Genomic DNA, 26,710 nt, shown 5'->3' with positions numbered 1-26,710 from the left:
TTTTATTCAAACACTTTCCATGCCACGCTGTCAACGCCCATGGCGACACAAATTTTCACGCCTCCCCATGTTGTTTGGCGCGCATGGGTTTGAAATTAGATGCGTGAGACCTTAAAACCTTGTGCCTGTAGCAGCTTGATTAAGCCGTTTTCTTCACCCAGATGCAGGGCGCCAACGGCGATAAATAATGATTGCTTATGCAGTGTTTTTTCCAATTGTTTTATCCACTTATGGTTGCGCTCAATTAAGAGTACATGTTCATTAAGCTGGCCATATTCGGAGTCGTCAAAGGACTGTTCATAGGCCTCGGTGAGCACGGATGTTTCGCCCTTTTTCCAGCCATTGATCAGACGTAAAAAACTCTCATCAAATTGATTGAGCTGGCGGAAGGTATCGGCAACCATGAGGTCCGAATGCTCTTCTAGTACGGTAAACATTTCCAGTTGTTGTTCGAGAGATTCCAGCTCGATAATGGCCTTGTTTTTTTGTTTGGCGCTGGCCAGTACTTGCTTATCTATGCCGAATTCGTCTGAATAACCGGCATTTTGCAGCTCAATCTGCATCATTGTCAGTAGCACGGCCCAGGGTTTTAACGAGGAAAACATCTTGATATTAATATTTTTTTCGCCAAAGTATTGGTCCAGCTTCTGGTAGCTTTGCGGGCTTAGCTCCGAGTCCAGAGTACGGCCATTTTGCAGCATTAAAAACGGCATGGAGCGCTGTTGAATTTGCACCGCAGACAGGGCAGTTAAATCAACTTCCACCACCACAGCATCGCTGTTGCTTATGGCTTTTTCTATCTTTTGTGGCAGGCCCTTCATGCTGGTGTCGCCAACATGTACTGTGCCGAATAAGTACGAGGTTTTTCCCTGCTTTTCCACCTGCCACAAAGCCGGTGTCAGTTCGGCGAAAGCGGGCTGGGTAAAAATAATAAACAGGCAAAAGAGCCAAAATGCAGTTAATTTTTTCATCGTGTCATCCTTAAACTAGAGTCGCCTCTGAGTGTACCCGAGTTAACTCATAAAACCCATTGACCGAAAAATAATTGCTAGAAATTAATCAGCTAGTGCTATCGGTAAGTGAAGGTAAGTTATATGCAGTTGAGGGCTGTGAGGTTAATAGGTTTAAATTTTAGGTTGTTTAAGGGATTTTTTATGCTTCTCACTCCTTCTTTTCTTGGAATTTTGCATTGTTTTTGTAGTTGACTTGCGCGGGTGCTCGCGGTACTAATAGAAAAAGAGCGACGGCCCAGCCGTCCATTAGATTTTTTAATTAGACTTAGAACGAATTAATTTATGCTTAACCTGCTATCAAGCCTAGTCCTAGTGATTAACACCGTGGTGATTATTATTACCGCGGGGGCTTCGTAGTGCGTTAAAAAATTAACACGCTTAAGGCCCCCCGCACTGAAAAGTTCGGGGGGCTTTTTCGTTTCAGGGCCAACACATTGAGGAATGAGGAACAATGACCGGCGCAGAATTAGTAGTAGAGATATTGGCAAGGGAAGGAATAAATGAGGTATTTGGTTACCCAGGCGGAGCCATCATGCCCATTTATGACGCCTTGTATGAATCTCAGGTAACTCACTATCTTACTCGTCACGAGCAAGGTGCCGGTTTTGCCGCAGTAGGCTACGCCCGTAGCAGTGGCAAGTTGGGAGTTTGTATGGCCACTAGTGGCCCGGGCGCAACCAATTTGATCACCGCTTTAGCCGACGCCATGATGGACTCTGTGCCTCTGTTGGCGATCACAGGTCAGGTTCCCACCGCCGCCATCGGCTCCGATGCCTTCCAAGAGGTGGACGTTTTGGGCATGTCGCTGTCCTGCACCAAGCACAGCTTTATGGTTGAGCGCAGCGAAGATTTGGCGCCCATACTGCAACAGGCCATTCATCTTGCTCAAAGCGGTCGTCCCGGCCCTGTGCTGGTGGATATCCCCAAAGATATCCAAATGGGTGAAGCTCGATATCAGCCCTGGCTGGCCGATAGCGAGGCGCGACAGCAGCCGTGTCAGGAACAGGTGAACAAGGCCAATCAGCTACTCAGCGAATGCCAGCGCCCGGTCGCGTATATCGGTGGCGGCGTTCAGGCCGCGGATGCGCAAGCCCAACTGATGCAGTTTTTGTATAAAACCCAGATGCCGGCGGTACAAACGCTAAAAGCCCTGGGCAGTGTGACACCAGACTATGAACTGAACCTTGGCATGCTAGGCATGCACGGCGGTGAAGCAGCCAACCTGGCGGTGCAGCAATGCGATCTATTGTTGTGTATCGGCGCACGCTTCGACGACCGGGTGACCGGTAACCTGACTAAATTTGCCCCCAATGCCCAGGTTGTTCACCTGGATATAGATGCCGCCGAGGTGGGTAAACGCAAGCCTGCCGCCGCCTCTTTGGTGGCTGATTTAAAAGCCTCTTTGCCGCAGCTGCACTGTTTTGTCACCGAGCCGAATTGGTGCGCGCATATCACCGCCTTGGCACAGCAGCATGCATGGCGCTATGACTATCCTGGCGAAACGGTTTACGCCCCAGCCTTGTTGAACAAACTGTCACAGCGCTTAAGTGCCGATGCGGTGGTTTGTTGTGATGTGGGTCAGCATCAGATGTGGGTGGCCCAGCATATGCAGTTCTCTCACCCCAGCAATCACTTAAGCAGTGGCGGTGCTGGCACCATGGGCTTTGGCCTGCCGGCGGCCATAGGCGCCAAAATAGCGCGCCCGAACGATATGGTGCTGACGGTATCCGGCGATGGCTCAATCATGATGAATATCCAAGAGCTGGCCACCATACGCCGCAATAATTTGGATGTGAAAATTGTGGTGATAGATAACCAGCGTCTTGGCATGGTACGCCAGTGGCAGCAGTTATTTTTCGCCGAGCGCTACAGTGAAACTAATCTTTCGGATAACCCGGATTTTGTCGCTTTGGCGCGAGTATTCGGTATCGATGGACAGTGCATCACCCATCAGGAGCAGGTAGATGAAGCGTTAGATGCCATGCTCAGCAGTAAGGGCCCGTATTTACTGCATGTATGCATAGACGATAAAGACAATGTTTGGCCCCTGGTTCCACCGGGTGCCGCCAATGACCAAATGATGACCCAAGCCAATAGCGAGAAAAAACCATGAAACACCGTTTAACCCTAAACTTAGCGAATCAAACCGTGGCCGTGGAGCGTTTCCTGCGAGTGGCTCGTCACCGTGGTTTTAAACTGACCGCCCTGGAATTGGCCTGTGACCAAGATCAATTTGCGGTCAATATCACGGTAGATAGCGATAAACCTATCTATCTTTTAACACAGCAGCTCAATAAATTAGTAGATGTGCACAGTGTCACCACGGCGCAGCTACAGCAACAAGCAAGTTAGTCCGCGTCCAATGGCAACGCGAGAATTGAATTTTAAAGAAGGTACAAAACATGACACAAAGCTCTGAACTGATTTGGCATAACGGCGAAATGATCCCCTATCAGCAAGCAACGACGCACGTATTAAGCCATGCGCTGCACTATGGCAGCTCGGTATTTGAAGGTGTTCGCGCCTATGACACGCCAAACGGTCCGGCAATTTTCCGTTTAACCGATCACCTTAAGCGTCTTTATGATTCGGCCAAGATATACCGTATGGAAATTCCCTTTACCTTAGAGCAACTCACCCAGGCCTGTAAGGATGCGGTAAAGCAAAATGGCTTTAGCGATGCTTACTTGCGTCCGTTTGCATTTTTGGGTCATGTGGGCCTGGGGATCAACCCTAAATCCCGTGTTGCCGATGTCACAGTTGCGGCGATGCAATGGGGTGCCTATCTGGGCGAAGACTCATTGGCGCAGGGCGTGGATGTGTGTATTTCTTCTTGGAACCGTCTGGCTCCGAATACCATGCCAACCGCCGCTAAAGCAGGTGGTAACTACTTGTCATCACAGCTTATCTCGGGTGAAGCCAAGCGTAACGGTTATGTTGAAGGCATCGCCTTGGACACCAATGGCTTGCTGAGTGAAGGTGCTGGTGAAAACCTCTTCGTGATCAAAAAGGGTGTGCTTTATACCCCGCCGACCACAGCCTGTATCCTGCCTGGCCTGACGCGCGACACCATAATGACGCTGGCTAAAGAGCGTGGTTTTGAGGTACGCGAAGAGGCAATTGCTCGTGAAGCCTTATATCTGGCCGATGAGTTTTTTATGACAGGCACAGCGGCAGAAATCGTTCCGGTGCGCAGCGTGGATCAGATCCCCGTTGGTCAAGGTGCGCGAGGCCCTATCACCGAAGAGCTGCAAGCAGCATATTTTGCTTTGGTTAAAGGACAAAGCCCAGACCCTCGCGGCTGGTTGGAATACGTAAACGACTAATAATGAGGGCAGCGCATGGGCGTTGCCGAATTTTTGGGAATGAGGAAAGCCGATTCAGTGAATCGCAAAAAATATCGAGGTAACCATGGCTAAATTACGCAGTGCAACAACAACCGAAGGACGTAAAAGAGCGGGCGCCCGTGCCCTGTGGCGAGCAACCGGGATGACCGACAGCGATTTTAAAAAACCAATAATCGCCGTGGTCAACTCCTACACGCAATTTGTGCCCGGGCACGTGCATCTTAACCAGCTCAGCGATCTGATGGCGCAGACCATTCGCGACGCCGGCGGCGTACCTCGCGAGTTTAACACCATAGCCATAGACGACGGCATCGCCATGGGCCATGGCGGCATGCTCTATTCGCTTCCCTCGCGTGACCTCATTGCCGACTCGGTGGAATACATGGTGAATGCCCACTGTGCCGATGCCATGGTGTGTATCTCTAACTGCGATAAGATCACCCCGGGCATGATGTTGGCGGCGCTGCGTTTAAATATTCCGGTGATCTTTGTCTCCGGCGGCCCCATGGAAGCGGGGAAAACCCGTTTGGCCAACATAGATATCAAGCTGGATTTGGTGGATGCCATGGTCAAGGGCGCCGATCCTACGGTTAGCGATGAAGACTCGGAGCAGGTTGAACGTTCCGCCTGCCCTACCTGTGGTTCCTGCTCCGGCATGTTTACCGCCAACTCCATGAACTGCTTGCTCGAAGCCTTAGGTCTGGCCCTGCCTGGTAATGGCACTACGCTTGCAACCCACAAGGATCGTATGCAGCTTTATGTGGAGGCCGGTCAGCGTATCGTCGATTTATGTAACCGTTTTTATGGTGATGATGATGCGTCTGTACTGCCGCGCAATATCGCTAATCAGGCGGCCTTTATGAATGCCATGACCCTGGATATCGCCATGGGCGGTTCATCGAATACCGTGTTGCACCTGCTGGCCGCGGCGCAAGAAGCCGGCGTTGACTTTGATATGACGGACATAGACAGACTGTCTCGTAGCACGCCATTCCTTTGTAAGGTGGCACCGGCCACCCAGCAATACCATATTGAAGATGTGCACCGTGCCGGTGGCATCATGGCCATACTCAATGAGCTGGCCAAGGCCGATAAGCTCGACTTATCCGTAGGTCATGTGGCTGGCAAGAATTTGGCCGAAGTGATCGCCCGTTTCGATGCTACTGACTCGGAAAATACTCAGGCGCAAACCTTCTATCGCGCCGGCCCGGCGGGTATTCGTACTACAAAGGCTATGAGTCAGGATTATCGCTGGAAGGAGCTAGATCTGGATGCCAGCAGGGCTGTATCCGCAGTGTTGAACATGCCTTTAGTCAGGATGGCGGTTTGGCCGTGCTCTACGGTAACCTGGCGCCAAACGGCTGTATCGTAAAAAGCGCCGGCGTTGCCGAGGACATGCTGGTATTTACCGGTACCGCCCGGGTTTATGAATCTCAGGATGATGCCGTCGATGGCATTCTTGAGGGCAAGGTACAAAAGGGCGACGTGGTGATCATTCGCTACGAAGGCCCTAAAGGTGGCCCGGGTATGCAGGAAATGCTTTACCCCACCAGTTATCTTAAGTCCATGGCCCTAGATAAAGACTGTGCGCTGATCACAGATGGCCGCTTTTCCGGCGGCACCTCAGGCTTATCCATCGGCCATGTCTCGCCAGAGGCGGCCAGCGGCGGTGCCATTGCCCTGGTGGAAGATGGTGACCAGGTGATGATAGATATCCCCAACCGCGGCATCAACCTGGCGCTGAGCGAAGAGCAACTTGCAGAGCGACGCGCCCAGCAAGAGGCTCGTGGTAAGCAGGCCTATAAGCCGCTTGCTCGTGAGCGTGTGGTGACCCCGGCTCTTAAAGCCTATGCCTTGCTTGCCACCAGTGCCGATAAGGGCGCGGTGCGCGATCTGCAAAAGCTTGAGGAGTTAAGCTGATGGCGGCCACTGAACTCGATTATTTTCGCGCCATCATACAGGCTAATATGGAGCCCCTGGTCAAGGTGACCGAAGTCAGTGAACTCAGTGCCTTGGAAGCCAAGCTGGGTTCAAAAATCTGGCTTAAACGGGAAGATCAGCAACCCGTATATTCCTTTAAATTGCGCGGTGCCTATAACAAGCTGAGCAAGTTACCCAAGGGTTCTAAGGTGGTTACCGCCTCGGCGGGCAACCATGCCCAGGGGGTGGCGCTAAGTGCCACCGAGCTGGGTCATCAGGCCACTATCGTGATGCCCTTGACTACGCCGCAGATCAAGGTGGATGCGGTGCGTAATTTTGGTGCCGAGGTGATACTTCATGGTCATCATTTCGATGCCGCCAAGGCTTATGCGCTGGCGCTTGCCGAGCGTCAGGGGGCGGTGTTTGTGCCCCCCTTTGATGACCCGGATGTGATCGTCGGCCAGGGCACCATAGCCCGCGAACTGATGCAGCAGTTGCCCGAGCTGGATGCTGTGTTTGTGCCGGTCGGCGGCGGCGGTCTACTCGCCGGCATGGCGGTCTATATCAAGTCTTTGCGCCCGGACATTCGCGTTATCGGCGTTGAAGCCGAAGAAAGTGCCTGCTTGCAAGCGGCCATGGCCGCCGGTAAGCCGGTGGAACTGGAGCGCGTCGGCAGCTTTGCCGACGGTGTGGCGGTGAAGATCATCGGCACCGAAACCTTTAGGCTGGCGCAGCAGTTTTGCGATGAAGTAGTCACCGTCAGCGGTGATGAAATTTGTGCCGCGGTACAGGATATTTTTGTTGGCACCCGAGCCGTGGCCGAGCCTTCCGGCGCCTTGGCGCTGGCCGGTTTGAAAAAATGGGTGCATAACTCGGGTGTGAAGGGGCTTAAGCTGGCGGCTGTGCTTTCCGGTGCCAATCTCAACTTTGACCGTTTACGCCATGTCGCCGAGCGCACCGCGCTGGGTGAGAAAAATGAGGCCCTGCTGGCGGTCACCATTAAGGAAGAAAAGGGCAGTTTTAAGCGTTTTTGTCAGTCCTTGGGTGGCCGTGCCATCACCGAGTTCAACTACCGTTATGCCGGTCCGGGCGAGGCACAAATCTTTGTGGGTATCGGTCTGCGCCAGGGCGCCAGTGAACTGCAAGAGCTGCTGGCAGCCCTTGATCAGCAAGGTTACGACTATGTTGATATGTCGGAGAACGAGCTGGCTAAGCTGCATGTGCGTTATATGGTCGGCGGCAAGCCCAGCGATCAGCTTGAAGAGCGTTTGTTGCGCTTCGAGTTCCCTGAATATCCTGGCGCCTTAGCGCGCTTTTTGGATACCCTGGGCAGTAAATGGAATATAAGCCTGTTTCATTACCGCAACCATGGTGCTGCCACCGGCAATGTACTGGCGGCATTTGAGGTGCCCGAGGTGGAGCAGGGGGCCTTTAACCAGCATTTGCAGCGTTTGGGCTATCAATACATAGATGAAACGCAAAACCCTTGTTATCGCCAGTTTTTAGCCCATCGCCAAGGTGGCGCAACTGGCAATATCAGCGAAGCTTGCTTATAGTGGAGTAGTTAACGTAATCAGGGATGAATCGTGAACAAAGCCACCGTATTCGCTAGCTACTGTGTTTGCTTCTTGCTGCTGTGCATTATGCCATGGGCTTGGGCTGACTCCCCCACAAACGTAACCTTACAGCTTAAGTGGCAGCATCAGTTTCAGTTTGCCGGATATTATGTTGCCAAGGAGCTGGGCTATTACCGCGATGTGGGTTTAGAGGTCAATATAGTACCGGCGTCGCCAACGGACACTGATACCATGGCCAAGGTGCTCAGTGGCAAGGCTCATTTCGGAGTGACTCACTCGGGCATTATCAAGCAAAGGTTGGAAGGCAAGCCGGTGGTGGCACTGGCGGCCTTATTGCAGTCCTCAGCCTATTGCTGGCTGGTGCGTAAAGACTCTGGCATTTTTAATCCCGAAGACTTTCAAGGCCAGCGTATCAGTTTGCTGACCAAGGGCGAAGATGCCGAGCTGATGAGCTTGTTGGATCATCGCCAGGTCGATGTTGAGGTGGTAGAGCATCTTGGCAAGTCCAATTTAGATGCCTGGCTGGCGCAAGAAATTGATGCCATGCAGGTGTATGTCACCAATGAACCCTATCAATTAAGCCAGTTGGGCATAGACTACCGTTTGGTGTGCCCAAAACGTTATGGCCTGAATGTATATGGCGATGTGCTTTTTACCTCGAAACACCTGATTACCCACTCCCCCGAGGTGGTTGAACGCTTTTATCAGGCGAGTATGCGCGGCTGGCGCTATGCCTTACTGAATCTCGACCATGCCATTGCCCTTACGCAGCAACATTACGCTCCCAATAAATCCTTGGAACAATTGGCATTTGAGGCGGATCAGCTTAAGCCCTTGATCATGCAGTCGGGGAATTCCATAGGGGCTATGTCGGATGCCCGTTGGCGGGTGATCACTGAGCTCTACCATTTAGAGTCGGATAAGCTGGCGAAGCATTTTGATGGCTTTATTTATCAGCCATCGCCGCCGCACTCACCGATGAATTTATCCTGGATGATGGTGCTGGCTCTGATGATGATGATGGTGGCGGTGCCTGCCTATCTTCATTTATTTTTCTGCGCCCGGCACTCCAAGAAGGCATAGAATTACTGCGGCGTACCGGCACTTACTTTGCTATAATCGCCGGCAAATTGTTAACCGCCGTACCCTTATGCCTGCCTTGCTTGCGCACTTTGAAGCGCTGGATCACCTCTTATATCAAACTCGCCGTTACTGGCAGTGTGTAGCCTTTTCCTGTGGCCAATACCCCTGGCCCGAGCTGGCCGGGGTGCTTGATGGCTTAAGCGATGAGCAGGTGGCTGAGCTTGAAGCCGACCCTAAGCAGTTGCTGCGTTTTTTTCAATCCTATATTCCCGAGCTGGCACAGCTGGATAAACTAAGTGCTCTGCCGCTGCGTCAAGGCGCGGCCGAGCAGCCGACCTTACCCTTTTGGTTAAGTAATGGCATTAAGGGCAGAAAGCTCACTCAGCTCCAGGCCTTTGTCGCTCATTTACAACCCCAAGAAAATACCAAAACCGTATTGGAATGGTGTGCGGGCAAGGGCCATTTAGGGCGTTTGTTGGCGCATCAATACGGTATTGGCGTACAGAGTGTCGAAATTCAGCCACAGCTATGCGCTCAGGGAGAAGAGTTGGCGCAGCGCTTTGCCTTGCCGATACGTTTTAATGTCGCCAATGTGCTTGAGGACGATTGCCAGAGCTACTTGCAGCAGTGTGATCATGCTGTGGCCCTGCATGCCTGCGGTGGTTTGCATCAGGAACTTATGCGCCAGGCCAGCCGTTTGGGCACCCAGCGTTTGTCTATTTCTCCTTGCTGCTATCATTTGTTTATCGACGGTGATCATTATCAGGCCATGAGCAGCGCCGCCAAAGCCAGCCAAAACAGCTTTTATAGCAGTGACTTAAAGTTAGCCCTGCAGCAAACAGTAACCGCCGGGCAGCGGGTGCAGCGGCTGCGCCAAACCGAGGTGCAGTGGCGTCTTGGCTTTGATCAATTGGTGCGCGATGTATTTAAACGCAACGAGTATACCCCAGTGCCTTCTGTGGGTAAGCTGGTGTTTAGCGGTGAGTTTAAAGACTTTTGCCAGTGGGCGGCACAGCAGAAGGGGCTAACCCTGCCAGAGGGCTTGAATTACCCGCATTATTTGGCCTTGGGTGCTGATCGAAAGCATATGACCGACCGTATTGAACTGGTAAGACATCTGTTTCGTCGGACAATTGAGGTTTGGCTCGTGCTCGATCGTGCTTTATATTTGCAGCAAGCAAATTACCGGGTGGATATTTTCGAGTTCTGTGAATCGTCACTGACACCCAGAAATATCTTTATAGAAGCGAAATTAAATTGAGAGTTGTTGTGAAAAACTTAAGTCATCTTTTTGAAAACAATAAGCAGTGGGCTAAGCGTACTACCGAACAAGATCCTGAGTTCTTTAAGAAACTCTCAGAGCAACAGAATCCTGAGTATTTATGGATTGGCTGTTCGGACTCGCGCGTACCGGCCAACCAGATCGTTGACCTAATGCCGGGCGAGCTATTCGTACACCGCAACGTGGCTAACGTAGTAGTGCACACCGACCATAACTGTTTGTCGGTCATGCAGTATGCCGTTGAGGTGCTTAAGGTGAAACACATCATGGTGGTGGGCCACTATGGTTGTGGCGGTATTAAAGCGGTTCTGGATGAAGCAAAATTTGGCTTGATCGACAACTGGTTACGCCATGTAGGCGATATTAAAGAGCGTCACCTTGAGTTACTTGAGCAGGCACCGGAGCAGGAGCGTCTTGCCCGCCTAATTGAGCTGAATGTTATCGAGCAGGTACGTAATGTATGTCGTACCAATATAGTGCAAGACGCCTGGGCCCGTGGCCAGGAATTGACGGTACATGGCTGGGTTTATAGCCTGGAAAATGGCCGCCTGCACGATATGAATTCTGTGGCTCGTTGCCAGCAGGAGCTGGGCGACAGCTATAAGGAAGCGCTGGAGAACGTAGCTAAGCGCGTTCGTGGCGAGCTTACTGACTAACATAAGTGAAGCGAAAAAAGGGAAGCCAAGTGCTTCCCTTTTTTGTTACTGCTTTCTCCCTAGAATGCGGAGGATGCGTAAAAACAGGTTAATAATATCCATATACAGAGCCGCGGCGCTGTCTACCGCATTATCCAGAGTCTTAGGTATTTGGTTCGCTCTGCCCCAGTCGTAGCCTATATAGCCACAAAAGATCACCGCAACGGCCCAATCGATCCACTCATGATGTATCCCCAGGACAAATATCTGGAATAGCTCGACCACTATTACCGCCAGCAGGGCAATGCTGAGAGCCCCGGCAATGCGTTGAAAAAACTTGGGATACATAGAACCCAGCAGCATCATAATCAGGGTAACGCCGGCGGTAAGGCGAATCGCCTCAACAACCAGAGCCTCATTGTATTGCGCCACCACCATGTTGACGATTAAGCCAAAGGGCACTACCACTAGGTTATAGCCGATAAAGCTGACTATTGGTTTTTTCGACTCGTTAAAAAGCCAGACCCCGGCAAGGCAGGAAGCAAAATAGCCGATAAAGAAGACCCAAGGGTTGATGGCCCACAGGGTTTGTGGGTCGATATTAACGACCAAAAACCAGTTTACGGAAAAACCCCAGAGTAAACAGAGCCCTATTGTCAGGTTATAAAGCGCCGGGCTGATTTCTTGGCTACTGGTGACTCGTCTTTTAAAAACATCAGACTCGAGCATAAATGTGGTTTCCTTTTTCATTTAAGAAGCTGGTGGCTTTATTGGCTGTGCCACCCTATGGAGAGCGGGCAGTCTATAAATAGATGGCGGGGAAATCTATTAAAAACGGTAATAAATCAATATGTAAGATTATTGGTGATAGCTGTGAGTGGGGTTTTGCTTCGAAAGAATTTGTCGCGTTGGCGACGATAACCAAAGGGCGGTTTGCGCCAACCGCCCCTTGGAAACTCCGCGAATCTAAACGGGAAGACCGATACCTGTTAGTTTCGGATTGTTTTGATAAGACATTATGCTAATCATTCTTCATTATTATTAATTTCTGAGACTACTTTTTTCGTCTCTTTCTTAATAGCTTTTGCTGCATCCCTTGAAGCATGACCAATTTCTGTTGTCACTTCTTTGACAGCACCGCCAAAATCTCTTCCCGCTTCTTTTACACTTGAGCAAGAGGCGAGCAATCCTAGCGTGATAAAAATGGATAATGTTTTAAGGCTATATTTTTTCATCTAATTTCTCATCTATTAAGATGTATAACGCCCGGTTAAGGGGCTGACAACGTAAAACACTGAACTCAAAATAACAAACCGTAATCACAAGTGCCGATTTGCACAAAAACCGCCAGGCGTTGGCAGTCCCCTTGAACGGTTTGTTATGCGATTAATAATCCAGCAGATTTTAATTTTTTAGTTAACTCGACCATAGAGCAATTATATTCCCAATACATCACTCGACTATGTGATGAAGTAACCAAAACATACTCTTCACTTATTGATTGAATTCTATCAATTGATATAAGTTTTTTTACAAACACTTCATCCGAAATGTTCTCAATTATTTCTTTGTTATTCTCATCAAATCCATGCACGATAAATGCAGTTTTTACTTCTAATTCAATAAACTTCATTCTCAGTTTCATCCTTACTTGCAAATCGTATAACAGGGTATTAATGAGACCTTGCAAGCTTGCCTACCTTGTAAGGTAGGAGCATTAAACAAATGGGGTTTCACTAATGAAAGTAAAAATTCATGTTAAATCAGATGGAAAGTGAAAGAAACTAGGTTGAAGGGAACAATTTATGGACGTCCTGGGCATGTTGGTTACGTTCATTTCTCGTAGCGCGTTGAGGTAATCATGCAATGTTGGGGCGTCTTGGGGTTCTTAGGGGGGGCGTAAACCGCCCCTAAGGTGTCGTCGCAACAGCGACAAGATATTAACAACGGCATCAGTGGTTCATGTACCACGAAAGCTAGAGAAAGCTTACTCTGCGTCAGCGTCTTTCGCTTGTGCTGCCAGTAGGGCTTCAAGCGCAACTACCTTCTCTTCCAGTGCGGTTAGTTTTTCGCGCGTGCGCACCAGCACCTGGCTTTGAATATCGAATTCTTCGCGGCTGACAAAGTCCATTTCCGCCAGTTTGTTTTGCAGTACCTGCTTGGTTTTGTTCTCAAAATTCTCGGCGATATCGCGCATGCCCTTGGGCATGTTGCTGCCTATTTGGCGGGCGATTTCTTCAATTTTGCTCGGGTTAATCATGTTCTGGCTCCTATCTTTATCTGCCCTAAGTGTAACTAATTTCCCAAGCCCTGCCTATCATGGCTGTATCGCGCTCCCAGATAGGCTAAAATAGCCGGTCCCATGTGATTTAAATTAGTGTTTATGAAGCTCAATCCCCAGCAAAATGAAGCGGTAAAGTACATTAGCGGACCCTGCCTGGTGTTGGCCGGCGCCGGCTCGGGTAAAACCCGGGTTATTACCAATAAAATCGCCCACCTGGTGCAAAACTGTCAGTATCAGGCGCGAAATATTGCTGCGGTGACCTTTACCAACAAGGCGGCGCGGGAAATGCGTGAGCGGGTGGCGCAAACCTTGGGCAAGCAAGAGGCCAAGGGTTTGTGGGTATCGACCTTTCATACCTTGGGTTTGGAGATCATTAAAAAAGAGCTGAAGACCTTAGGCTTTAAGGCGGGCTTTTCCCTGTTTGATGATCAGGATACCAATCAGCTGCTTAATGAGCTGACCGCCGATGAATTGCAAGGGGATAAAGATTTACTCAATCTGCTGAAAATGCAGATTGGCGATTGGAAAAACGAGCTGATCCTGCCGCCGCAGGCCATTGCCATGGCGCGGGAGCCGCAAAAGGCGCAGTTTGCTCAGCTCTATGCCCGCTATCAAACCCAGTTGCGCGCCTATAATGCCATGGACTTTGACGATCTTATTATGATCCCAACCCTGTTGCTGGGCTCCAATGCCGAGGTGCGTGAGCGCTGGCAAAACCGGTTTCGTTATCTGCTGGTGGATGAATATCAGGATACTAACACCAGCCAATATCAGTTGGTAAAACTCTTGGTGGGGCAGCGCGCTCGCTTTACCGTGGTAGGCGACGACGACCAATCCATTTATTCCTGGCGTGGTGCCAAACCACAAAACCTGGTGCTGCTCAGTAAGGACTTTCCTGGCTTGCGTCTGATCAAGCTGGAACAAAACTACCGCAGTGCCGGACGCATCCTTAAAGCGGCCAATATACTGATCGCCAATAACCCTCATGTCTTTGATAAAAAACTCTTTAGTGAGCTCAATTATGGCGAGGAGATCAAGGTTATCGCCACCCGGGATGAGGAACATGAGGCAGAGCGGGTGGTGGCAGAGATCATCTCCCATAAGTTTACCAAGCGCACTAATTACAAGGATTACGCCATCCTGTATCGCGGTAACCACCAGGCCCGGTTATTTGAAAAGGCGCTGATGAGCAACCGTATTCCCTACAAGATCAGCGGCGGCATGTCGTTTTTCGCCCGTGCGGAAATCAAGGACATGATGGCCTATCTGCGCCTGCTGGTGAATCAGGATGATGACAATGCGTTTTTGCGTATCGTCAATACACCGAAACGGGAAATCGGCCCGGTGACCTTGGAAAAGTTGGGTAGCTTGGCCAATGAAAAGCACATTAGCTTGTTTGCCGCCTGTTTTGAGCCCGAGCTGGCTGGGCGTTTACAGGGGCGTGGCTTTAATGCCTTGATGGGCTTTGCCCGCTGGGTGGTGGAGCTGGCCGATAATGCCCAGCGCAGCGACACCCTGGAGGCGGTCAAGGATCTGGTGCGCCAGATAAACTACGAAGCCTATTTGTACGAAACCTCGACCAGTGCCAAGGCCGCCGAGATGCGTATGAAGAACGTCTCCGAGCTGTATCGCTGGATCACAGATATGCTTACCGGCGATGCCGATAATGAGCCTTTAACTTTGCCCGAGGTGGTCACCAAGCTGGCGCTGCGCGATATGATGGAGCGTAATGAGGAAGAGGACGACAGCGATGCGGTGCAATTGCTGACCCTGCATGCCTCCAAGGGGTTGGAGTTCCCTTATGTGTTTATGGTGGGCATGGAAGAGGGCTTATTGCCGCATCAAAGCAGTATCGATGAGGATAATGTTGAAGAAGAACGCCGCTTAGCCTATGTGGGTATTACCCGAGCGCAGCAGGAATTGGTGATGACCTATGCCAAAAATCGTCGCCAATTCGGTGAGGTGATCACCCCGGAGATCAGTCGCTTTGTTGAGGAATTGCCGCAGCAGGATCTTGCCTTTGAGGCGCGAAAGCCGCCGCAAAACCAGGAGCAGCGTATGCAGCAAGGGCAGGCGCGGGTCGCTAACTTACGGGCGATGTTAAAGAAGTAAACTGACTTAACGGCCTTTGCTGTGTCAGTGGTGAGCGTTGGCCGATAAAGTATTCAATGCCCAGGCGCTCCAGTTTATCGCGCTCGGCCTGAGAGCCCGGGCTTTTGGTCATCAGTTTACAGTTCGCCTCTTTGGTCAGCGCCAGTATGCCTTGCAGCATAAGCGCATAGTTTGGCTCTGGTAACAGGCGGCGACTAAAGTTGTTGCTCAGTAACACGCAGTAATAGGGGAATTGCGCCAGCAACCCAAGCTCGCAGCCCTCCTGGGCAAAGTTATTCAGGCCGATATACACACCGCTTTGGCTTAAAGCATCAAGATTGTGCAGTTGCTTGGCACTGGCACAACTCAATTCCGGCTCATCAAACAACAGGCATAAATGCTCGATATTATCGAGTTGACTGATCCAAGAATACAAACTCTTGAAATGCTCATCTTCAAGTAACACCGTTGAGCACTTAAGCAGGGTTAAGCCCTGGTTATTATGCTCGGCAAAACCATATTGCAGTAACTTGAGTTCTACCTTGGCGAGCATATAGCTGTCGCTGCTAAAGCGCTTAAGTTGCTCAAAACTGGTGCTGCCGAGCACCGGATGTTCGCCGTAGGCGCTGAGCAAGTGGCAGATTGGTTGCTGCTCGGCATCAAGCACCTGACTGCTTTGAAAATGGGTGTGTAAGTCCATTAAATGGTGTTCGCTTTGGCCGTGCGCTTGCACCTCGGCGTAATTGAGCAGGGGATGATAAAACTCAAAGCGCCCTTTACCACTTTGTTTGGCATAATACATGGCGGCATCGGCGTCGCGGATCACCTCATCTATATCGCTATACCCGGCATCGCTATAGGTAATGCCGATACTGGCGCCACCCTGAATACAGCTGCCTTGATAGCAAAAAGGCTGTTGCATCACCGCGATAATACGCTTGGCTACATCCTCAGCCTGTTGTCTGTCTTGCAAGCGCGACAGTAAGACAACAAATTCATCGCCGCCCAAACGGGCGATCAAATCGTGCTCACGTACGCATTGCTTTAGTTTGGTGGCCACGGCTATCAGGAACTGATCGCCAAACTGGTGCCCGAGTTGATCATTGATCTCTTTAAACTTATCGAGATCGATAAAAAGCACGGCAAAATTCTGCTCGGGTAGGTGCTGAGAATGCGCCATGGTGCGTTCGAGCTGGGCGATAAAGAGGCTGCGATTGGGCAGCCTGGTGAGGGCATCATGATGAGCGTCATGATACAGCTGCTGCTCTATTTTACGGCGTTCGTCTATTTGCAATTGCAGATGGATATTAGCCTGGCGCAACTCCTTGGTTTTTTCGGCCACGCGCAGCTCCAATTGCTGGTGACTTAGCCTTAAGGCCTGTTGCGATAGCTGGTTTTGCAAAACGTTGGCAATCTGATTGGAAACATAGCCGATCAGCTCAACATCTTCTTGCACAAACTCATATTTATTGTTGTAGGCCTGACAGACGATCAAGCCAATAACTCCCTGCGCGGTTTTTAGTGGTGCACCCAGCCAGCTGGTGCAGCGCCCTGTGCTGGTGAGAGCGCGGGTGGGTTCAACCAGGCCTTGCTTACAGAGTTGATCGCCACGTTCACGGCTGATCAACTGGCATTTTTTACTGGTAAGCACTAACTCACTGTAGCCTTTGGCAAAGGCGCGAGGGCTAAAATCAGGGTCGCTTTCATCGACGGCGTAGGGAAAGGTCAGCCAGTTTTTGTTGTTATCATAGAGGGCGATATAGAGGTTTTGGGCATAGGTGATGCTCTTCATTATTTGATGCACCTGGTAATACACATCATCTATATTGATCGCCTGTGTGGCCAGCTCGGCAATTTGAAACAGGGTTTGTTGGCGCTCCAGCGCTTTTTTACGCTGGGTTATTTCTTCATTGAGGGCGTGATTGCTTTGTGTGAGCGCCAGGGTGCGCTGCTCCACTTGACGCTCTAAGAGCTCGCGCTTTTTTACCCGCTCTATGGCGGTGGCCAGATACAGGGCAATCACCTCGAATAGCTCTATTTGTTCCTTACTATAGCTAAGCTCTTGCTCGTAACTTTGCGACACCATGACACCAATCACCTGGGTGTCTTGATATATGGGCACACCTAACCAGTGCTCGGAGCGGGTGCCATGTAAGTTAAATTTACCTTCTGCCGCCGCCGCTGCCATGGTGGCACGATTAAAGTACGCCGTAGCCTGGGAGCGAAACACATAGCCGGTGAGGCTTTGCTCAAAATGCTGCTCGGTAAGTTCCGGATGCGACGGAGCATCTTTTTGATCGACAAAATAGGAGAGCTCAAGTAACCCTGAAATGGGGTTTTGCAACACCACATAGAAGTTCTTACTGGGAACATAATCGGCCAGGAGCTGCCGAATGGCTGGGTAAAAGGAATTAAGATCCGGATGAGTGCTGGCCTGCTCAGATAGGCCAATAAGTGCATACTGCAAATGATGCTGATGCTTATATTTTTGCAGCAGTTCCTTTAGGCGCTTGTTTTGCTTGCGCAACTTATTTACTGAACACTCATCCACTGAACGCATCACTAGGTTTTTGACCAAATCTTAACCGTTGAATATTTCACCTTTTGTAACCTAGGTCAAGGAAGTCAGATAACAAAAAGGGAGGCAAAGCCTCCCTTTAAACAAGATGTTAGGTGCTAAGCGCTTACTGCTTAGTCATAAAATCGATAGCGGCTTGGATCTCATCATCAGAACAATCCATGCAAGTACCGCGAGGTGGCATGGCGTTAAAACCGTTGATGGCATGGTTAAGCAGAGTGTCGGCACCCTTAGCTAGACGAGGCTCCCAATCGGCCGCTGTTTTCGGTGCACCTAGTGCGCCCGAGCCGTGACACGCGAAACATGAAGCCTGATACACTTGTTCACCACTGCGAGGACCGGCAGGTGCGGTATCAACGGCAGCAGTTTGACCAGCTAGGTAAACCTCGCCAATTGGCTGAAGACGTTTCTTGATCGCTTCTTCGGTCATAGCGTTGTCTTGAGGCTGTGCGTATACAGCGGTGGATAACAATAACAATGCGGCAGATAGTTTCTTCATGTTTCTTTGCTCATTCGGATGCTAACGGTCAAAGTGACCGGGTGACGAAATATCGGCAAAGTATAACCTCGCCAAACAATTTATAAAATGCCTAGCCTTTATTAATGTGTTAAAAAGTAGGCATTTTATGCTTTAGCGCAAATTTTAACTTGCCATTGCTTGTTTTTTGCTCAGCGATTAAATCAGGCTAAGCAACTTGTTGATTGCCTTTTCAATGCCGCTGGCCGCTTCTTTAATGGATCCCGCCAACATATAAGCCGGAGTGGACACCACCTTGGCCTGCTCATCAACCACTATGTTATCAACACTGCATGCTACATGTTCGGCGCCGAGTGCCGTTAGGGCGGCGGCAGTATCGGCATCATTACCTATGGTCGCCTTGGTACCCTGGGGGTAGATGTGGGCGATAAGCGCCGGGGCAATGCATAAGTAGGCGGCGGGTTTATGCTGTTCGGCGAAGGCCTTACACACACGCTCAACATCGCTATTAAGGCTGCTGTTTACGCCTTTTAAGGCGAAGTCGCAGAGATTTTTTGCGGCGCCAAAGCCGCCGGGCACCACCAGGGCATCGTAGTCATCGACATTCAGTTCTTTTAGATCCAGGATCTCACCGCGGGCAATACGCGCCGCTTCTTCAAGCACGTTACGGGTTTGCGCTTGCTCTTCGCCGGTTAGGTGGTTAAGCACATGATGTTGGTTGATATTGGGAGCAAAGCACTGGTACTGGGCTCCGGCTTGATCGAGATAAAGCAGGGTTAATACCGACTCATGAATTTCGGCCCCATCAAATACACCACAGCCGCTAAGGATGATCGCTACCTTGGTCATAACTTTGAATTCCTAACTGAAAAATAACTAAAACAGTAAGGTAGCCAGCTAAGCCAGCTCCCGTCAATGCTCATTTATGCTTTATGAACGATAGCTTATGAGAAAAAAGTTATAAAGGATCGCTGGGATCTTTGATCCATTATGCTAGAATGCTTAGCTGGTTATTTAGAAGGGTTACTCTAAAAACGACCCACAAATAACCGGTTTCCACAATGGATATAAAAAATAATAAGAAAATAAGATACGGAGTTTCTTCTTTTTTTCGTTAAAAAACAAAAAGTTAAATTTAATCTGATGTCAGTTTTATGACTTCGGATATTTTCTCGTGCTTTTTATCTACAAAGTTATCCACAGCTTATCATGGTGCAACTGCGCCCTAATAGTGCATTTCTCAGGCGCTTGCTAAGCGGCTTTGCCCCGATCATTTAGGGGGGCGGCCAGCATATAGATAATAAATAGGCCAAGATCAGATCTTAAAACTCAGCGTAAAGACGGTTTGCACCATTTTGCTGCTCGTTTTCTTAGTCGCCTTATGGCATCCTTTAGCCATTAGCAATTACCCTAATTGAGTGCTGAAAAATGGCGCAAATCCCTGAAAATCCGCTTATCTTAGTTGACGGTTCCTCCTATTTATTTCGTGCCTATCATGCGCCACCGCATTTAACCAACTCCAAAGGCGAAGCCACAGGTGCCATCTATGGTGTGGTGAACATGCTGAAAAGTCTGGTGAAGCAATACGACCCATCGCACATGGTGGTGGTGTTTGATGCCAAGGGCAAAACCTTCCGCAACGATATGTACAGCGAATACAAGGCGCATCGTCCGCCTATGCCAGATGATCTGCGCAGCCAGATTGCCCCCTTGCACGATATTATCCGTGCCATGGGTTTTCCGCTGATCAGCATTGAAGGTGTAGAGGCCGATGATGTGATCGGCACCTATGCGCGCATCGCCAGCGAACAAAAACGCCACGTGTTGATCTCAACCGGTGATAAAGACATGGCGCAGTTGGTGAACGAGCATGTCACCCTGATCAACACCATGACCAACAGTATTTCCGATCCCGACTCGGTGAAAGAGAAGTTCGGTGTTGGCCCTGAGCGCATTATCGATTACCTGGCGCTGATGGGAGATAAGGTTGATAACATTCCGGGTGTTGAAGGTTGTGGTCCGAAAACCGCGGTGAAGTGGTTGGATCAATTCGACTCCCTGCAAGGGGTTATTGAGCACGCCGATGAGATCAAAGGCAAAATTGGTGAAAAGTTACGTAATGCCGTTGGCCAACTGCCATTGAGCTACGAGCTGGCGACCATCAAGCTTGATGTGGAGGTGGAAGAAGACTTAGAGCAGCTTAAGTTGCTTGCACCGGATACGGATGCACTGATTAGGCTTTATGGCGAATGTGAATTCCGCCGTTGGCTTGGTGAATTGCTGGATAAGGGCACGGACACAGACACTCACCTGGACGCTCCTACCGAGGTGCAGGAAGTACCAAAAGCAGACGCCCATTATGAAACCATCTTGACCGAAGCGCAGCTGGATACCTGGGTGAAGAAGTTACAAGATGCCGAGCTGATCGCCTTTGATACCGAAACCACAAGTGTGGACTATATGCAGGCGCAGTTAGTGGGTATGAGCTTTGCCGTGGAAGTGGGCGAGGCTGCCTATTTACCCATAACCCATGACTATCCGGGAGCGCCGGAGCAATTGCCGTTAGAACTGATCCTGGCCAAGCTGGGACCGATCCTAAGCGACAAAAATAAGCCCAAGGTCGGGCAAAATCTTAAATATGATAAGAGCATACTAGCCAATGCCGGCATTGAATTTAACGGCATCGCCTTCGATACCATGCTTGAGTCTTATGTATTTAACAGCGTTGGTACCCGCCATGATATGGACTCGCTGGCGCTAAAATATCTGGGCCACAAGAATATCAGCTTTGAAGACATTGCCGGCAAGGGTAAAAAGCAGCTGACCTTTAATCAAATCGAGTTGGAGAATGCCGCCCCTTATGCCGCTGAAGACGCAGATATTACCCTGCGTTTGCACCAGCATTTATGGCCTAAGGTCGCCGCCGACGACAAGTTAAAGTCGGTGTTCTGCGATATTGAATTGCCCCTGGTTGAAGTGCTTTCCGATATAGAACGCACCGGCGTGGTGATCGACTCGCAGATGCTGGCTCAGCACTCGCAGCGCTTAGGTGAGCGTTTACAAGAGCTGGAAAAAGAAGCCTATGATATGGCCGGTGAGGAGTTTAACCTTGGCTCACCCAAGCAGCTCCAGGCCATCTTATTCGAAAAGCTTGAGCTGCCGATTATTAAGAAAACCCCGAAGGGCGCGCCGTCAACCGCCGAAGAGGTGTTGCAGGAGTTGGCGCACGATTATCCGTTGCCTAAAGTGATCATCGAACATCGCGGTTTATCTAAGCTTAAGTCCACCTACACGGATAAGCTGCCGCTGATGGTCAATGAGAAAACTAAGCGGGTGCATACCTCGTATCACCAAGCAGTTACGGCTACAGGGCGTTTAAGTTCGACGGACCCTAACTTGCAAAATATTCCTATTCGTTCGGAAGAAGGTCGACGTATCCGTGAAGCCTTTGTCGCCAGCCCAGGTTATAAGATAGTCGCTGCCGACTACTCGCAAATCGAGCTGCGCATTATGGCGCACCTGTCTCAGGATAAAGGCCTGCTTAGTGCCTTTGCCGAGGGGCTGGATGTGCACAGCGCCACCGCCAGCGAGGTTTTCTCCGTGCCGCTTGATGAGGTGACCAGCGATATGCGTCGTAAGGCCAAGGCCGTTAACTTCGGTTTGATCTACGGTATGTCGGCATTTGGTTTAGCCCGTCAGTTGGATATTCCGCGCCACGAAGCTCAGCATTATATGGATAAGTACTTTGAACGCTTCCCCGGCGTTTTAGAGTATATGGAGCGCACCCGCGAAAGCGCCGCCGAAAAAGGCTATGTGGAAACCCTCTTTGGTCGTCGTCTGCATCTGCCTGAGATCAATGCCCGTAACGGAGCGCGTCGTAAGGCCGCTGAGCGTGCCGCAATTAATGCGCCTATGCAGGGAACCGCCGCCGATATCATAAAAAAAGCCATGATCAGCGTGCATCAGTGGTTAAAAGAACAACCCAAGGACAGCATTAAGATACTGATGCAGGTACACGATGAACTGGTGTTTGAAATCAAGGAGCAGGATGTGCCGGCCTACACCGAGCAGATCTGTAACCTAATGGCCGCCGCTGCCAAGCTGGATGTGCCCTTGATTGCCGAAGCCGACAGCGGTGATAACTGGCAACAAGCACATTAATTAAAATCAAAGGGGAGCAGAGGCTCCCCTTATTCTTTCTGCCTCTGTCCGCCCACTTAACCTCACTTAACCTCACTTAATCGGCTGTGGCCGGGTATCTGTGCAAATTAATTGAAAAAACTTTCCAATAGTTAACCTTTTGTAAAATTGTATAATATTTGGTTTTTTTTGGTTTATACGGAATTAAATATGCATGTAATGGCTGCTGGGGCGTTTATTTATGGGGGGTGATTTGTTAAAGTCCGCGCGTCCTCATCCTGTAGGACATCCTGTTGATGATGTGCCACTCGCTTAGCGATGGTACAGCGTATTGATAGCTTCTCCCCAGATTGCTATATCCGGCTTGCTATTTGGTAAGCCGGCTTTTTCTTCCTATATTAACTTTCGCCGTTAACTGAATTACACTCAGGGTTCATCCCGCTAATTAAGGAACTGCGTTATGTTTAATTCTATTACTCGTACACTTTTGGTTACCACTGCTTTATTTGCTGGTGCTCAGGCTCATGCTGATTGGCAGGTGGCCAATGACCAAAGCCGTGTGAATTTTGTTTCCGTTAAGAATAACCAAATAGCAGAAAATCATTACTTTAAGCAGATTTCCGGGGTGTTGAGCGACGCCGGTCAGTTTAATTTAACTATCGATCTGGCCAGCGTGGAAACGCAGATCCCTATTCGCAACGAGCGCATGCAGAAGATGTTATTTAACACCGTAGAATTTCCTGCATTAACTTTGCAGGCGGATGTTAAAGCGCTTTTGGCCAAGCTTAAGCAACAAGGTAGCGCGCAAGCCAACTTGGATGCGACCGTCAGCCTGCACGGGAAAACGCAAACCGTTAATATCGATCTGTTGGCCAGCTTGGATAAAAACAACAATATCCAGGTAAGTTCAATGGCACCTGTATTGGTAAAGCCTGCTGATTTTGCCCTGACCTCGGGCATTGACGAGTTGCAAAAAGTGGCCGGGCTGAAATCCATTACCCGCGCCGTGCCGGTCTCCTTTGTGCTGACCCTGAATGAGTCAAAATAACGACCCCTTAGCTTCCTTGTCGCGCTTGATCGAACAGCAAAGCGCGCCGATGGAGCAGTGGCAGCCGCAGCATTGCGGCGCCATTGATATTCATATCAGCGCCGACGGCATTTGGCACCATCAAGGCAGTGCGATTAAGCGTTTGCCCCTGGTACAACTTTTTGCCAAGGTGCTGTGTCGTGAGCAGGATCAGTATTACCTAAAAACGCCGGTTGAGAAAATGGCCATCAGCGTAGCCGATGCGCCTTTGTTGATTGTTGATTGGCGCCTGCAAGAGTTGCCCGAGCATGACACACATCATCCGCTGCTGATCTGCCGCGATAATATAGGCCGTGAATTTATTGTTGGAGAAACGCATCCCTTGGTGTTGCATCAGGATGTCCAAGGCCAGCAAGTGCCTTATTTGCAGTTGCCTCATAATGTTGAGGCGAAGATTTCGCGGGCGGTATTTTATGCGTGGGCTCAGGAATTGATTGAGACCACGCAGCAGGAGTTTATGCTTTATTCCGGAGCGGCTTCGTTTTCGCTCGGCGGATTAACCTGAACCGGGCCCAAAAACCACTCGTCGAGCTGTTTTTGTAGTTCGTTCAGGCCTGTGCCTTTAAGGGATGAAAAGGCATGCACCTTGATTAATTCAGACACCTCGGCAAGCTCTCGGCGTACCTTAAGTACTTCTGAGTTGCGCTTGCCTTGTTTGAATTTATCGGCCTTGGTAAGCAGTGCCAACACCGGAATACCGCTGCCGCTGGCCCACTCAATAAGCTGTCTGTCCAAATCTTTTAACGGGTGGCGAATATCCATCAGTACCACCAGGCCCTTAAGGCTTTGGCGTTTTTGCAGGTACTCACCCAAAGATTTTTGCCACTTCTTTTTCATTTCCAGCGGTACCTTGGCAAAACCATAACCGGGCAAGTCGATCAAACGCTGATCTTCGCCTAAGGCAAAGGCATTGATTAACTGAGTACGGCCGGGAGTTTTACTGGTACGCGCCAATTTTTGCTCGGTCAGGGTATTGAGCGAGCTAGATTTACCTGCGTTAGAACGCCCAGCAAAAGCGATTTCAATACCAGTATCTTCCGGTAACTTAGTGATATCCGGAGCGCTGGTAATGAATTGCGCTTGGGTGTAATTGACACGTGATTTTGCCACATTGACTCCTGAAGTGGGGGCTCGAAACTGATCTAAAGGCTATTTTATATCAGATTGGGGTGAACCTAAAGGCTCTACAAGCGCAGGATAAATTGATTTAAATCTGGTTTGCATCACTTTTTTTCCTTAAAACCCCGCTTTTTATAAGTTTAATATGGGTAGAAAACGTGCCAGAGAAATTTTTATCGTGTAGAATAATGCCATTGCATCGAAACGATTGTATTTGAATACAGGGTCTGGAACAGAGAATTTACCATGAAGAAATTAGTTTTATCTTTAACTATGCTGGTTGGTGTGTTGAGTGCAAACAACGCGGCAGCATTCGATGGCGATATTAACGCTGGTAAAGACAAATCGGCAACTTGTGCTGCTTGTCACGGCCCAGATGGTAACGCGCCTGTCACTATGTACCCCAAGATTGCGGGTCAGCATGCCGAGTACATCTACAAGCAATTGAAAGAATTCAAAGTAGGCATGACCTCTGGGGGCAAAGAGGGTCGTATGGATCCTGTTATGAGCGGTATGGCTATGCCGCTAAGCGATCAGGACATGAAAGACTTGGCTGCTTACTTCTCATCTTTACATATGTCTGAAGGCTCGACTCCTGAAGACGTAGTAGCCGTTGGTCAACAGCTTTACAAGGCCGGTGATGCCGAGCGTGGTATTCCAGCTTGTGCAGCTTGCCATGGTCCTCGTGGTAACGGTACCTCACTGGCAGGTTTCCCTAAGGTGTCATTCCAGCACCCTGAGTACATCAAGAGCCAGTTAGAAAAATTCCGCAGCGGCGTTCGTGGTAATGATCACAACGGCATGATGCGTGATATCGCTATGAAGCTAACGGACAAAGATATTGAAGTACTTTCTAAATATCTTGGTGGCCTTCACTAAGCATTGGTTAAGTATTTAAAAAAAGCAGCATTAGCTGCTTTTTTTGTGGGTAGTCTAACCTAGGGATATTTCCTACTTTCCTGTAGGACATTGACCATATATGCATGTGAGCTATTACTCAAATTTAATGTTCGGGTGATGCTAACCTAATGAAAAAGCTAGTGTTAGCTATAACTGAATTAGTGTTTTTTAATAAAAAAGTTATAAATTAGTTGTAACTAATTTATGAGTCAGTAAATTATCTGCTGTCGCAACAAAGAATTACAACAGGGATCAGAGCATAGGAAGCGCGACAAGCTAGTGCGCTAGGGGAGCATCAATAGATGCACCACAAGGAAGAAGTAGAAAGCGTTAGGAAGACCGAGAAAAATAAAACACCACACGGAAGAAAAATAACAACAATACGGAAAGTAATAATAATAAAAATAATAAATACAGACTGATAAAAGTCGAAGGGAGAAGTGTCCAATTAGTAGTTGGCGCTCGAGTTATCCGGCGGTAGAGTTTTGCTCTACCGCCTTTTTATTTGTCCTGTTACAATGCGCACCATGAAAGCGATCTCCTGCCCCTTGTGCAACAGTGCGCAAATCAGCCATTATCATCAAGATAAAGTACGCGACTATTGGCAATGTGCCAGTTGCGCCTTAGTGTTTGTGGCTGCACCTCAGCACCTCAGCGCAGCGGATGAAAAAGCCATTTATGATCAGCACGAGAATGACCTCAATGATGAAGGTTATCGCCGCTTTCTGACACGGATCTTTACGCCCTTAAATGAGCGTTTGTCGACGGCCAGTTCAGGTTTGGATTTTGGCTGTGGCCCGGCGCCACTATTGGCAAGCATGCTGCGAGAGCAGGGGCACACAGTGGCCTTATATGATCTGTACTACCAGCCTCAACAAGAGGTATTACAGGCTCGCTATGACTTCGTTTGTAGTACCGAAGTGATCGAGCACCTAGCACAACCGCAGCAGCAGTTGCACTTGTGGCTAGAATTATTACGCCCAGGTGGGACGTTAGCGTTAATGACAAAATTGGTGATCGATGTACAACGCTTTGCTACCTGGCATTACAAAAATGATCCAACGCACATTGCCTTTTATAGCAAAGAAACCTTTGCTTATATTGCTGAGCGTTTTGGATTAACCCTTGAATTTATCGCGGCCGATGTCATCTTTTTAACAAAGCCCGCAAGCTAGA

General features: G+C 49.5%; 22 protein-coding genes and 1 pseudogene. 14 read left to right on the top strand and 9 right to left on the bottom strand.

Going from position 1 to position 26,710, the window contains the following annotated elements; translation table 11 throughout:
* Positions 1 to 95: 95 nt before the first annotated feature.
* Positions 96 to 971, bottom strand: coding sequence for a TraB/GumN family protein (locus C2M24_RS04825; protein WP_105213481.1), 876 nt, complete (start codon positions 969 to 971; stop codon positions 96 to 98).
* A gap of 493 nt (positions 972 to 1,464) precedes the next feature.
* Between C2M24_RS04825 and ilvG the strand changes: the two genes are divergently transcribed.
* The 8 genes and pseudogenes from ilvG (at position 1,465) to can (ending at position 10,878) form a co-directional block, all read left to right on the top strand.
* On the top strand, positions 1,465 to 3,126 hold the full coding sequence (gene ilvG, locus C2M24_RS04820; RefSeq protein ID WP_105213480.1) for an acetolactate synthase 2 catalytic subunit: 1,662 nt from the start codon (positions 1,465 to 1,467) through the stop codon (positions 3,124 to 3,126).
* Entirely contained in the window at positions 3,123 to 3,365 is a 243-nt protein-coding gene (ilvM, locus tag C2M24_RS04815; protein WP_105199307.1) for an acetolactate synthase 2 small subunit, read from the top strand. The genes ilvG and ilvM overlap by 4 nt, the downstream gene beginning before the upstream one ends.
* Before the next feature lie 50 nt (positions 3,366 to 3,415).
* Positions 3,416 to 4,339 carry a branched-chain amino acid transaminase gene (locus tag C2M24_RS04810; protein WP_105213479.1) on the top strand — a complete coding sequence of 308 codons (924 nt, stop codon included), beginning with the start codon at positions 3,416 to 3,418 and terminating at the stop codon, positions 4,337 to 4,339.
* Between the two features lie 85 nt (positions 4,340 to 4,424).
* Positions 4,425 to 6,280 (top strand): annotated as a pseudogene (gene ilvD / locus C2M24_RS04805) (dihydroxy-acid dehydratase).
* Entirely contained in the window at positions 6,280 to 7,836 is a 1,557-nt protein-coding gene (gene ilvA / locus C2M24_RS04800; protein WP_105213478.1) for a threonine ammonia-lyase, biosynthetic, read from the top strand. The pseudogene ilvD and the gene ilvA overlap by 1 nt, the downstream one beginning before the upstream one ends.
* A gap of 30 nt (positions 7,837 to 7,866) precedes the next feature.
* On the top strand, positions 7,867 to 8,940 hold the full coding sequence (locus tag C2M24_RS04795; protein ID WP_233999495.1) for an ABC transporter substrate-binding protein: 1,074 nt from the start codon (positions 7,867 to 7,869) through the stop codon (positions 8,938 to 8,940).
* 67 nt (positions 8,941 to 9,007) lie between these two features.
* Positions 9,008 to 10,201 (top strand): methyltransferase, encoded by a 1,194-nt coding sequence (locus C2M24_RS04790; RefSeq protein WP_105213477.1) that lies wholly within the window; start codon positions 9,008 to 9,010, stop codon positions 10,199 to 10,201.
* An 8-nt stretch (positions 10,202 to 10,209) separates the two neighbouring features.
* Complete coding sequence (can, locus tag C2M24_RS04785) at positions 10,210 to 10,878, top strand: carbonate dehydratase (protein WP_105199311.1); 669 nt, start codon at positions 10,210 to 10,212, stop codon at positions 10,876 to 10,878.
* A gap of 45 nt (positions 10,879 to 10,923) precedes the next feature.
* Here can and C2M24_RS04780 read toward each other — a convergent pair whose 3' ends face one another.
* The 4 genes from C2M24_RS04780 to ubiK all read right to left on the bottom strand — a co-directional run bounded on the left by C2M24_RS04780 (position 10,924) and on the right by ubiK (position 13,117).
* Positions 10,924 to 11,586, bottom strand: a complete 663-nt coding sequence (locus tag C2M24_RS04780) for a Bax inhibitor-1 family protein (protein ID WP_105213512.1) — start codon at positions 11,584 to 11,586, stop codon at positions 10,924 to 10,926.
* A gap of 296 nt (positions 11,587 to 11,882) precedes the next feature.
* Positions 11,883 to 12,092 carry a hypothetical protein gene (locus C2M24_RS04770; RefSeq protein WP_105199313.1) on the bottom strand — a complete coding sequence of 70 codons (210 nt, stop codon included), beginning with the start codon at positions 12,090 to 12,092 and terminating at the stop codon, positions 11,883 to 11,885.
* A 143-nt stretch (positions 12,093 to 12,235) separates the two neighbouring features.
* Positions 12,236 to 12,490 (bottom strand): hypothetical protein, encoded by a 255-nt coding sequence (locus C2M24_RS04765; protein WP_105199748.1) that lies wholly within the window; start codon positions 12,488 to 12,490, stop codon positions 12,236 to 12,238.
* Between the two features lie 354 nt (positions 12,491 to 12,844).
* Positions 12,845 to 13,117: a ubiquinone biosynthesis accessory factor UbiK gene (gene ubiK / locus C2M24_RS04760; RefSeq protein WP_105213475.1), complete on the bottom strand. Its 273-nt coding sequence runs from the start codon at positions 13,115 to 13,117 to the stop codon at positions 12,845 to 12,847.
* 123 nt (positions 13,118 to 13,240) lie between these two features.
* Here ubiK and rep point away from each other — a divergent pair, with 123 nt between their 5' ends.
* Positions 13,241 to 15,253, top strand: a complete 2,013-nt coding sequence (gene rep / locus C2M24_RS04755) for a DNA helicase Rep (protein WP_105213474.1) — start codon at positions 13,241 to 13,243, stop codon at positions 15,251 to 15,253.
* On the opposite strand, the gene C2M24_RS04750 is transcribed toward rep, so the two are convergent.
* The 3 genes from C2M24_RS04750 to elbB all read right to left on the bottom strand — a co-directional run bounded on the left by C2M24_RS04750 (position 15,225) and on the right by elbB (position 19,137).
* The gene (locus tag C2M24_RS04750) at positions 15,225 to 17,792 is read right to left on the bottom strand and encodes a diguanylate cyclase domain-containing protein (protein WP_105213511.1); all 2,568 of its coding nucleotides are present in this window, start codon (positions 17,790 to 17,792) and stop codon (positions 15,225 to 15,227) included. The two genes, rep and C2M24_RS04750, sit on opposite strands and share 29 nt — an antisense overlap.
* Before the next feature lie 124 nt (positions 17,793 to 17,916).
* Positions 17,917 to 18,309, bottom strand: coding sequence for a c-type cytochrome (locus tag C2M24_RS04745; protein WP_105199317.1), 393 nt, complete (start codon positions 18,307 to 18,309; stop codon positions 17,917 to 17,919).
* 177 nt (positions 18,310 to 18,486) lie between these two features.
* Positions 18,487 to 19,137 (bottom strand): isoprenoid biosynthesis glyoxalase ElbB, encoded by a 651-nt coding sequence (gene elbB, locus C2M24_RS04740; RefSeq protein WP_105213473.1) that lies wholly within the window; start codon positions 19,135 to 19,137, stop codon positions 18,487 to 18,489.
* A 579-nt stretch (positions 19,138 to 19,716) separates the two neighbouring features.
* Here elbB and polA point away from each other — a divergent pair.
* The 3 genes from polA to C2M24_RS04725 all read left to right on the top strand — a co-directional run bounded on the left by polA (position 19,717) and on the right by C2M24_RS04725 (position 24,020).
* Positions 19,717 to 22,449 (top strand): DNA polymerase I, encoded by a 2,733-nt coding sequence (gene polA / locus C2M24_RS04735; protein ID WP_105213472.1) that lies wholly within the window; start codon positions 19,717 to 19,719, stop codon positions 22,447 to 22,449.
* 439 nt (positions 22,450 to 22,888) lie between these two features.
* The gene (locus C2M24_RS04730; RefSeq protein WP_105213471.1) at positions 22,889 to 23,476 is read left to right on the top strand and encodes a YceI family protein; all 588 of its coding nucleotides are present in this window, start codon (positions 22,889 to 22,891) and stop codon (positions 23,474 to 23,476) included.
* Complete coding sequence (locus C2M24_RS04725) at positions 23,463 to 24,020, top strand: DUF1285 domain-containing protein (protein WP_105213470.1); 558 nt, start codon at positions 23,463 to 23,465, stop codon at positions 24,018 to 24,020. Before C2M24_RS04730 ends, C2M24_RS04725 begins: the two co-directional genes overlap by 14 nt.
* Here C2M24_RS04725 and yihA read toward each other — a convergent pair.
* Positions 23,978 to 24,625: a ribosome biogenesis GTP-binding protein YihA/YsxC gene (gene yihA / locus C2M24_RS04720; protein ID WP_105199322.1), complete on the bottom strand. Its 648-nt coding sequence runs from the start codon at positions 24,623 to 24,625 to the stop codon at positions 23,978 to 23,980. The two genes, C2M24_RS04725 and yihA, sit on opposite strands and share 43 nt — an antisense overlap.
* Before the next feature lie 255 nt (positions 24,626 to 24,880).
* Between yihA and C2M24_RS04715 the strand changes: the two genes are divergently transcribed.
* Both C2M24_RS04715 and C2M24_RS04710 read left to right on the top strand, forming a co-directional pair.
* A complete protein-coding gene (locus C2M24_RS04715) occupies positions 24,881 to 25,513 on the top strand; it encodes a c-type cytochrome (protein WP_105199323.1) in 633 nt (210 codons plus the stop codon).
* A gap of 539 nt (positions 25,514 to 26,052) precedes the next feature.
* Complete coding sequence (locus C2M24_RS04710; protein ID WP_105199324.1) at positions 26,053 to 26,709, top strand: class I SAM-dependent methyltransferase; 657 nt, start codon at positions 26,053 to 26,055, stop codon at positions 26,707 to 26,709.
* The last annotated feature ends 1 nt before the right edge of the window (position 26,710 follow it).

The sequence above is a fragment of the Pseudoalteromonas sp. T1lg22 genome (assembly GCF_002964645.1).
Taxonomy (GTDB): domain Bacteria; phylum Pseudomonadota; class Gammaproteobacteria; order Enterobacterales; family Alteromonadaceae; genus Pseudoalteromonas.
This window is presented reverse-complemented; position numbering and strand designations above follow the sequence as displayed.

Coding starts and splice junctions, on each gene's coding strand:
- C2M24_RS04825 (WP_105213481.1), bottom strand. CDS start 971: ATGAAAAAATTAACTGCATTTTGGCTCTTTTGCCTGTTTATTATTTTT.
- ilvG (WP_105213480.1), top strand. CDS start 1,465: ATGACCGGCGCAGAATTAGTAGTAGAGATATTGGCAAGGGAAGGAATA.
- ilvM (WP_105199307.1), top strand. CDS start 3,123: ATGAAACACCGTTTAACCCTAAACTTAGCGAATCAAACCGTGGCCGTG.
- C2M24_RS04810 (WP_105213479.1), top strand. CDS start 3,416: ATGACACAAAGCTCTGAACTGATTTGGCATAACGGCGAAATGATCCCC.
- ilvA (WP_105213478.1), top strand. CDS start 6,280: ATGGCGGCCACTGAACTCGATTATTTTCGCGCCATCATACAGGCTAAT.
- C2M24_RS04790 (WP_105213477.1), top strand. CDS start 9,008: ATGCCTGCCTTGCTTGCGCACTTTGAAGCGCTGGATCACCTCTTATAT.
- C2M24_RS04780 (WP_105213512.1), bottom strand. CDS start 11,586: ATGCTCGAGTCTGATGTTTTTAAAAGACGAGTCACCAGTAGCCAAGAA.
- C2M24_RS04770 (WP_105199313.1), bottom strand. CDS start 12,092: ATGAAAAAATATAGCCTTAAAACATTATCCATTTTTATCACGCTAGGA.
- C2M24_RS04765 (WP_105199748.1), bottom strand. CDS start 12,490: ATGAAGTTTATTGAATTAGAAGTAAAAACTGCATTTATCGTGCATGGA.
- ubiK (WP_105213475.1), bottom strand. CDS start 13,117: ATGATTAACCCGAGCAAAATTGAAGAAATCGCCCGCCAAATAGGCAGC.
- rep (WP_105213474.1), top strand. CDS start 13,241: ATGAAGCTCAATCCCCAGCAAAATGAAGCGGTAAAGTACATTAGCGGA.
- C2M24_RS04750 (WP_105213511.1), bottom strand. CDS start 17,792: ATGCGTTCAGTGGATGAGTGTTCAGTAAATAAGTTGCGCAAGCAAAAC.
- C2M24_RS04745 (WP_105199317.1), bottom strand. CDS start 18,309: ATGAAGAAACTATCTGCCGCATTGTTATTGTTATCCACCGCTGTATAC.
- elbB (WP_105213473.1), bottom strand. CDS start 19,137: ATGACCAAGGTAGCGATCATCCTTAGCGGCTGTGGTGTATTTGATGGG.
- polA (WP_105213472.1), top strand. CDS start 19,717: ATGGCGCAAATCCCTGAAAATCCGCTTATCTTAGTTGACGGTTCCTCC.
- C2M24_RS04730 (WP_105213471.1), top strand. CDS start 22,889: ATGTTTAATTCTATTACTCGTACACTTTTGGTTACCACTGCTTTATTT.
- C2M24_RS04725 (WP_105213470.1), top strand. CDS start 23,463: ATGAGTCAAAATAACGACCCCTTAGCTTCCTTGTCGCGCTTGATCGAA.
- C2M24_RS04715 (WP_105199323.1), top strand. CDS start 24,881: ATGAAGAAATTAGTTTTATCTTTAACTATGCTGGTTGGTGTGTTGAGT.
- C2M24_RS04710 (WP_105199324.1), top strand. CDS start 26,053: ATGCGCACCATGAAAGCGATCTCCTGCCCCTTGTGCAACAGTGCGCAA.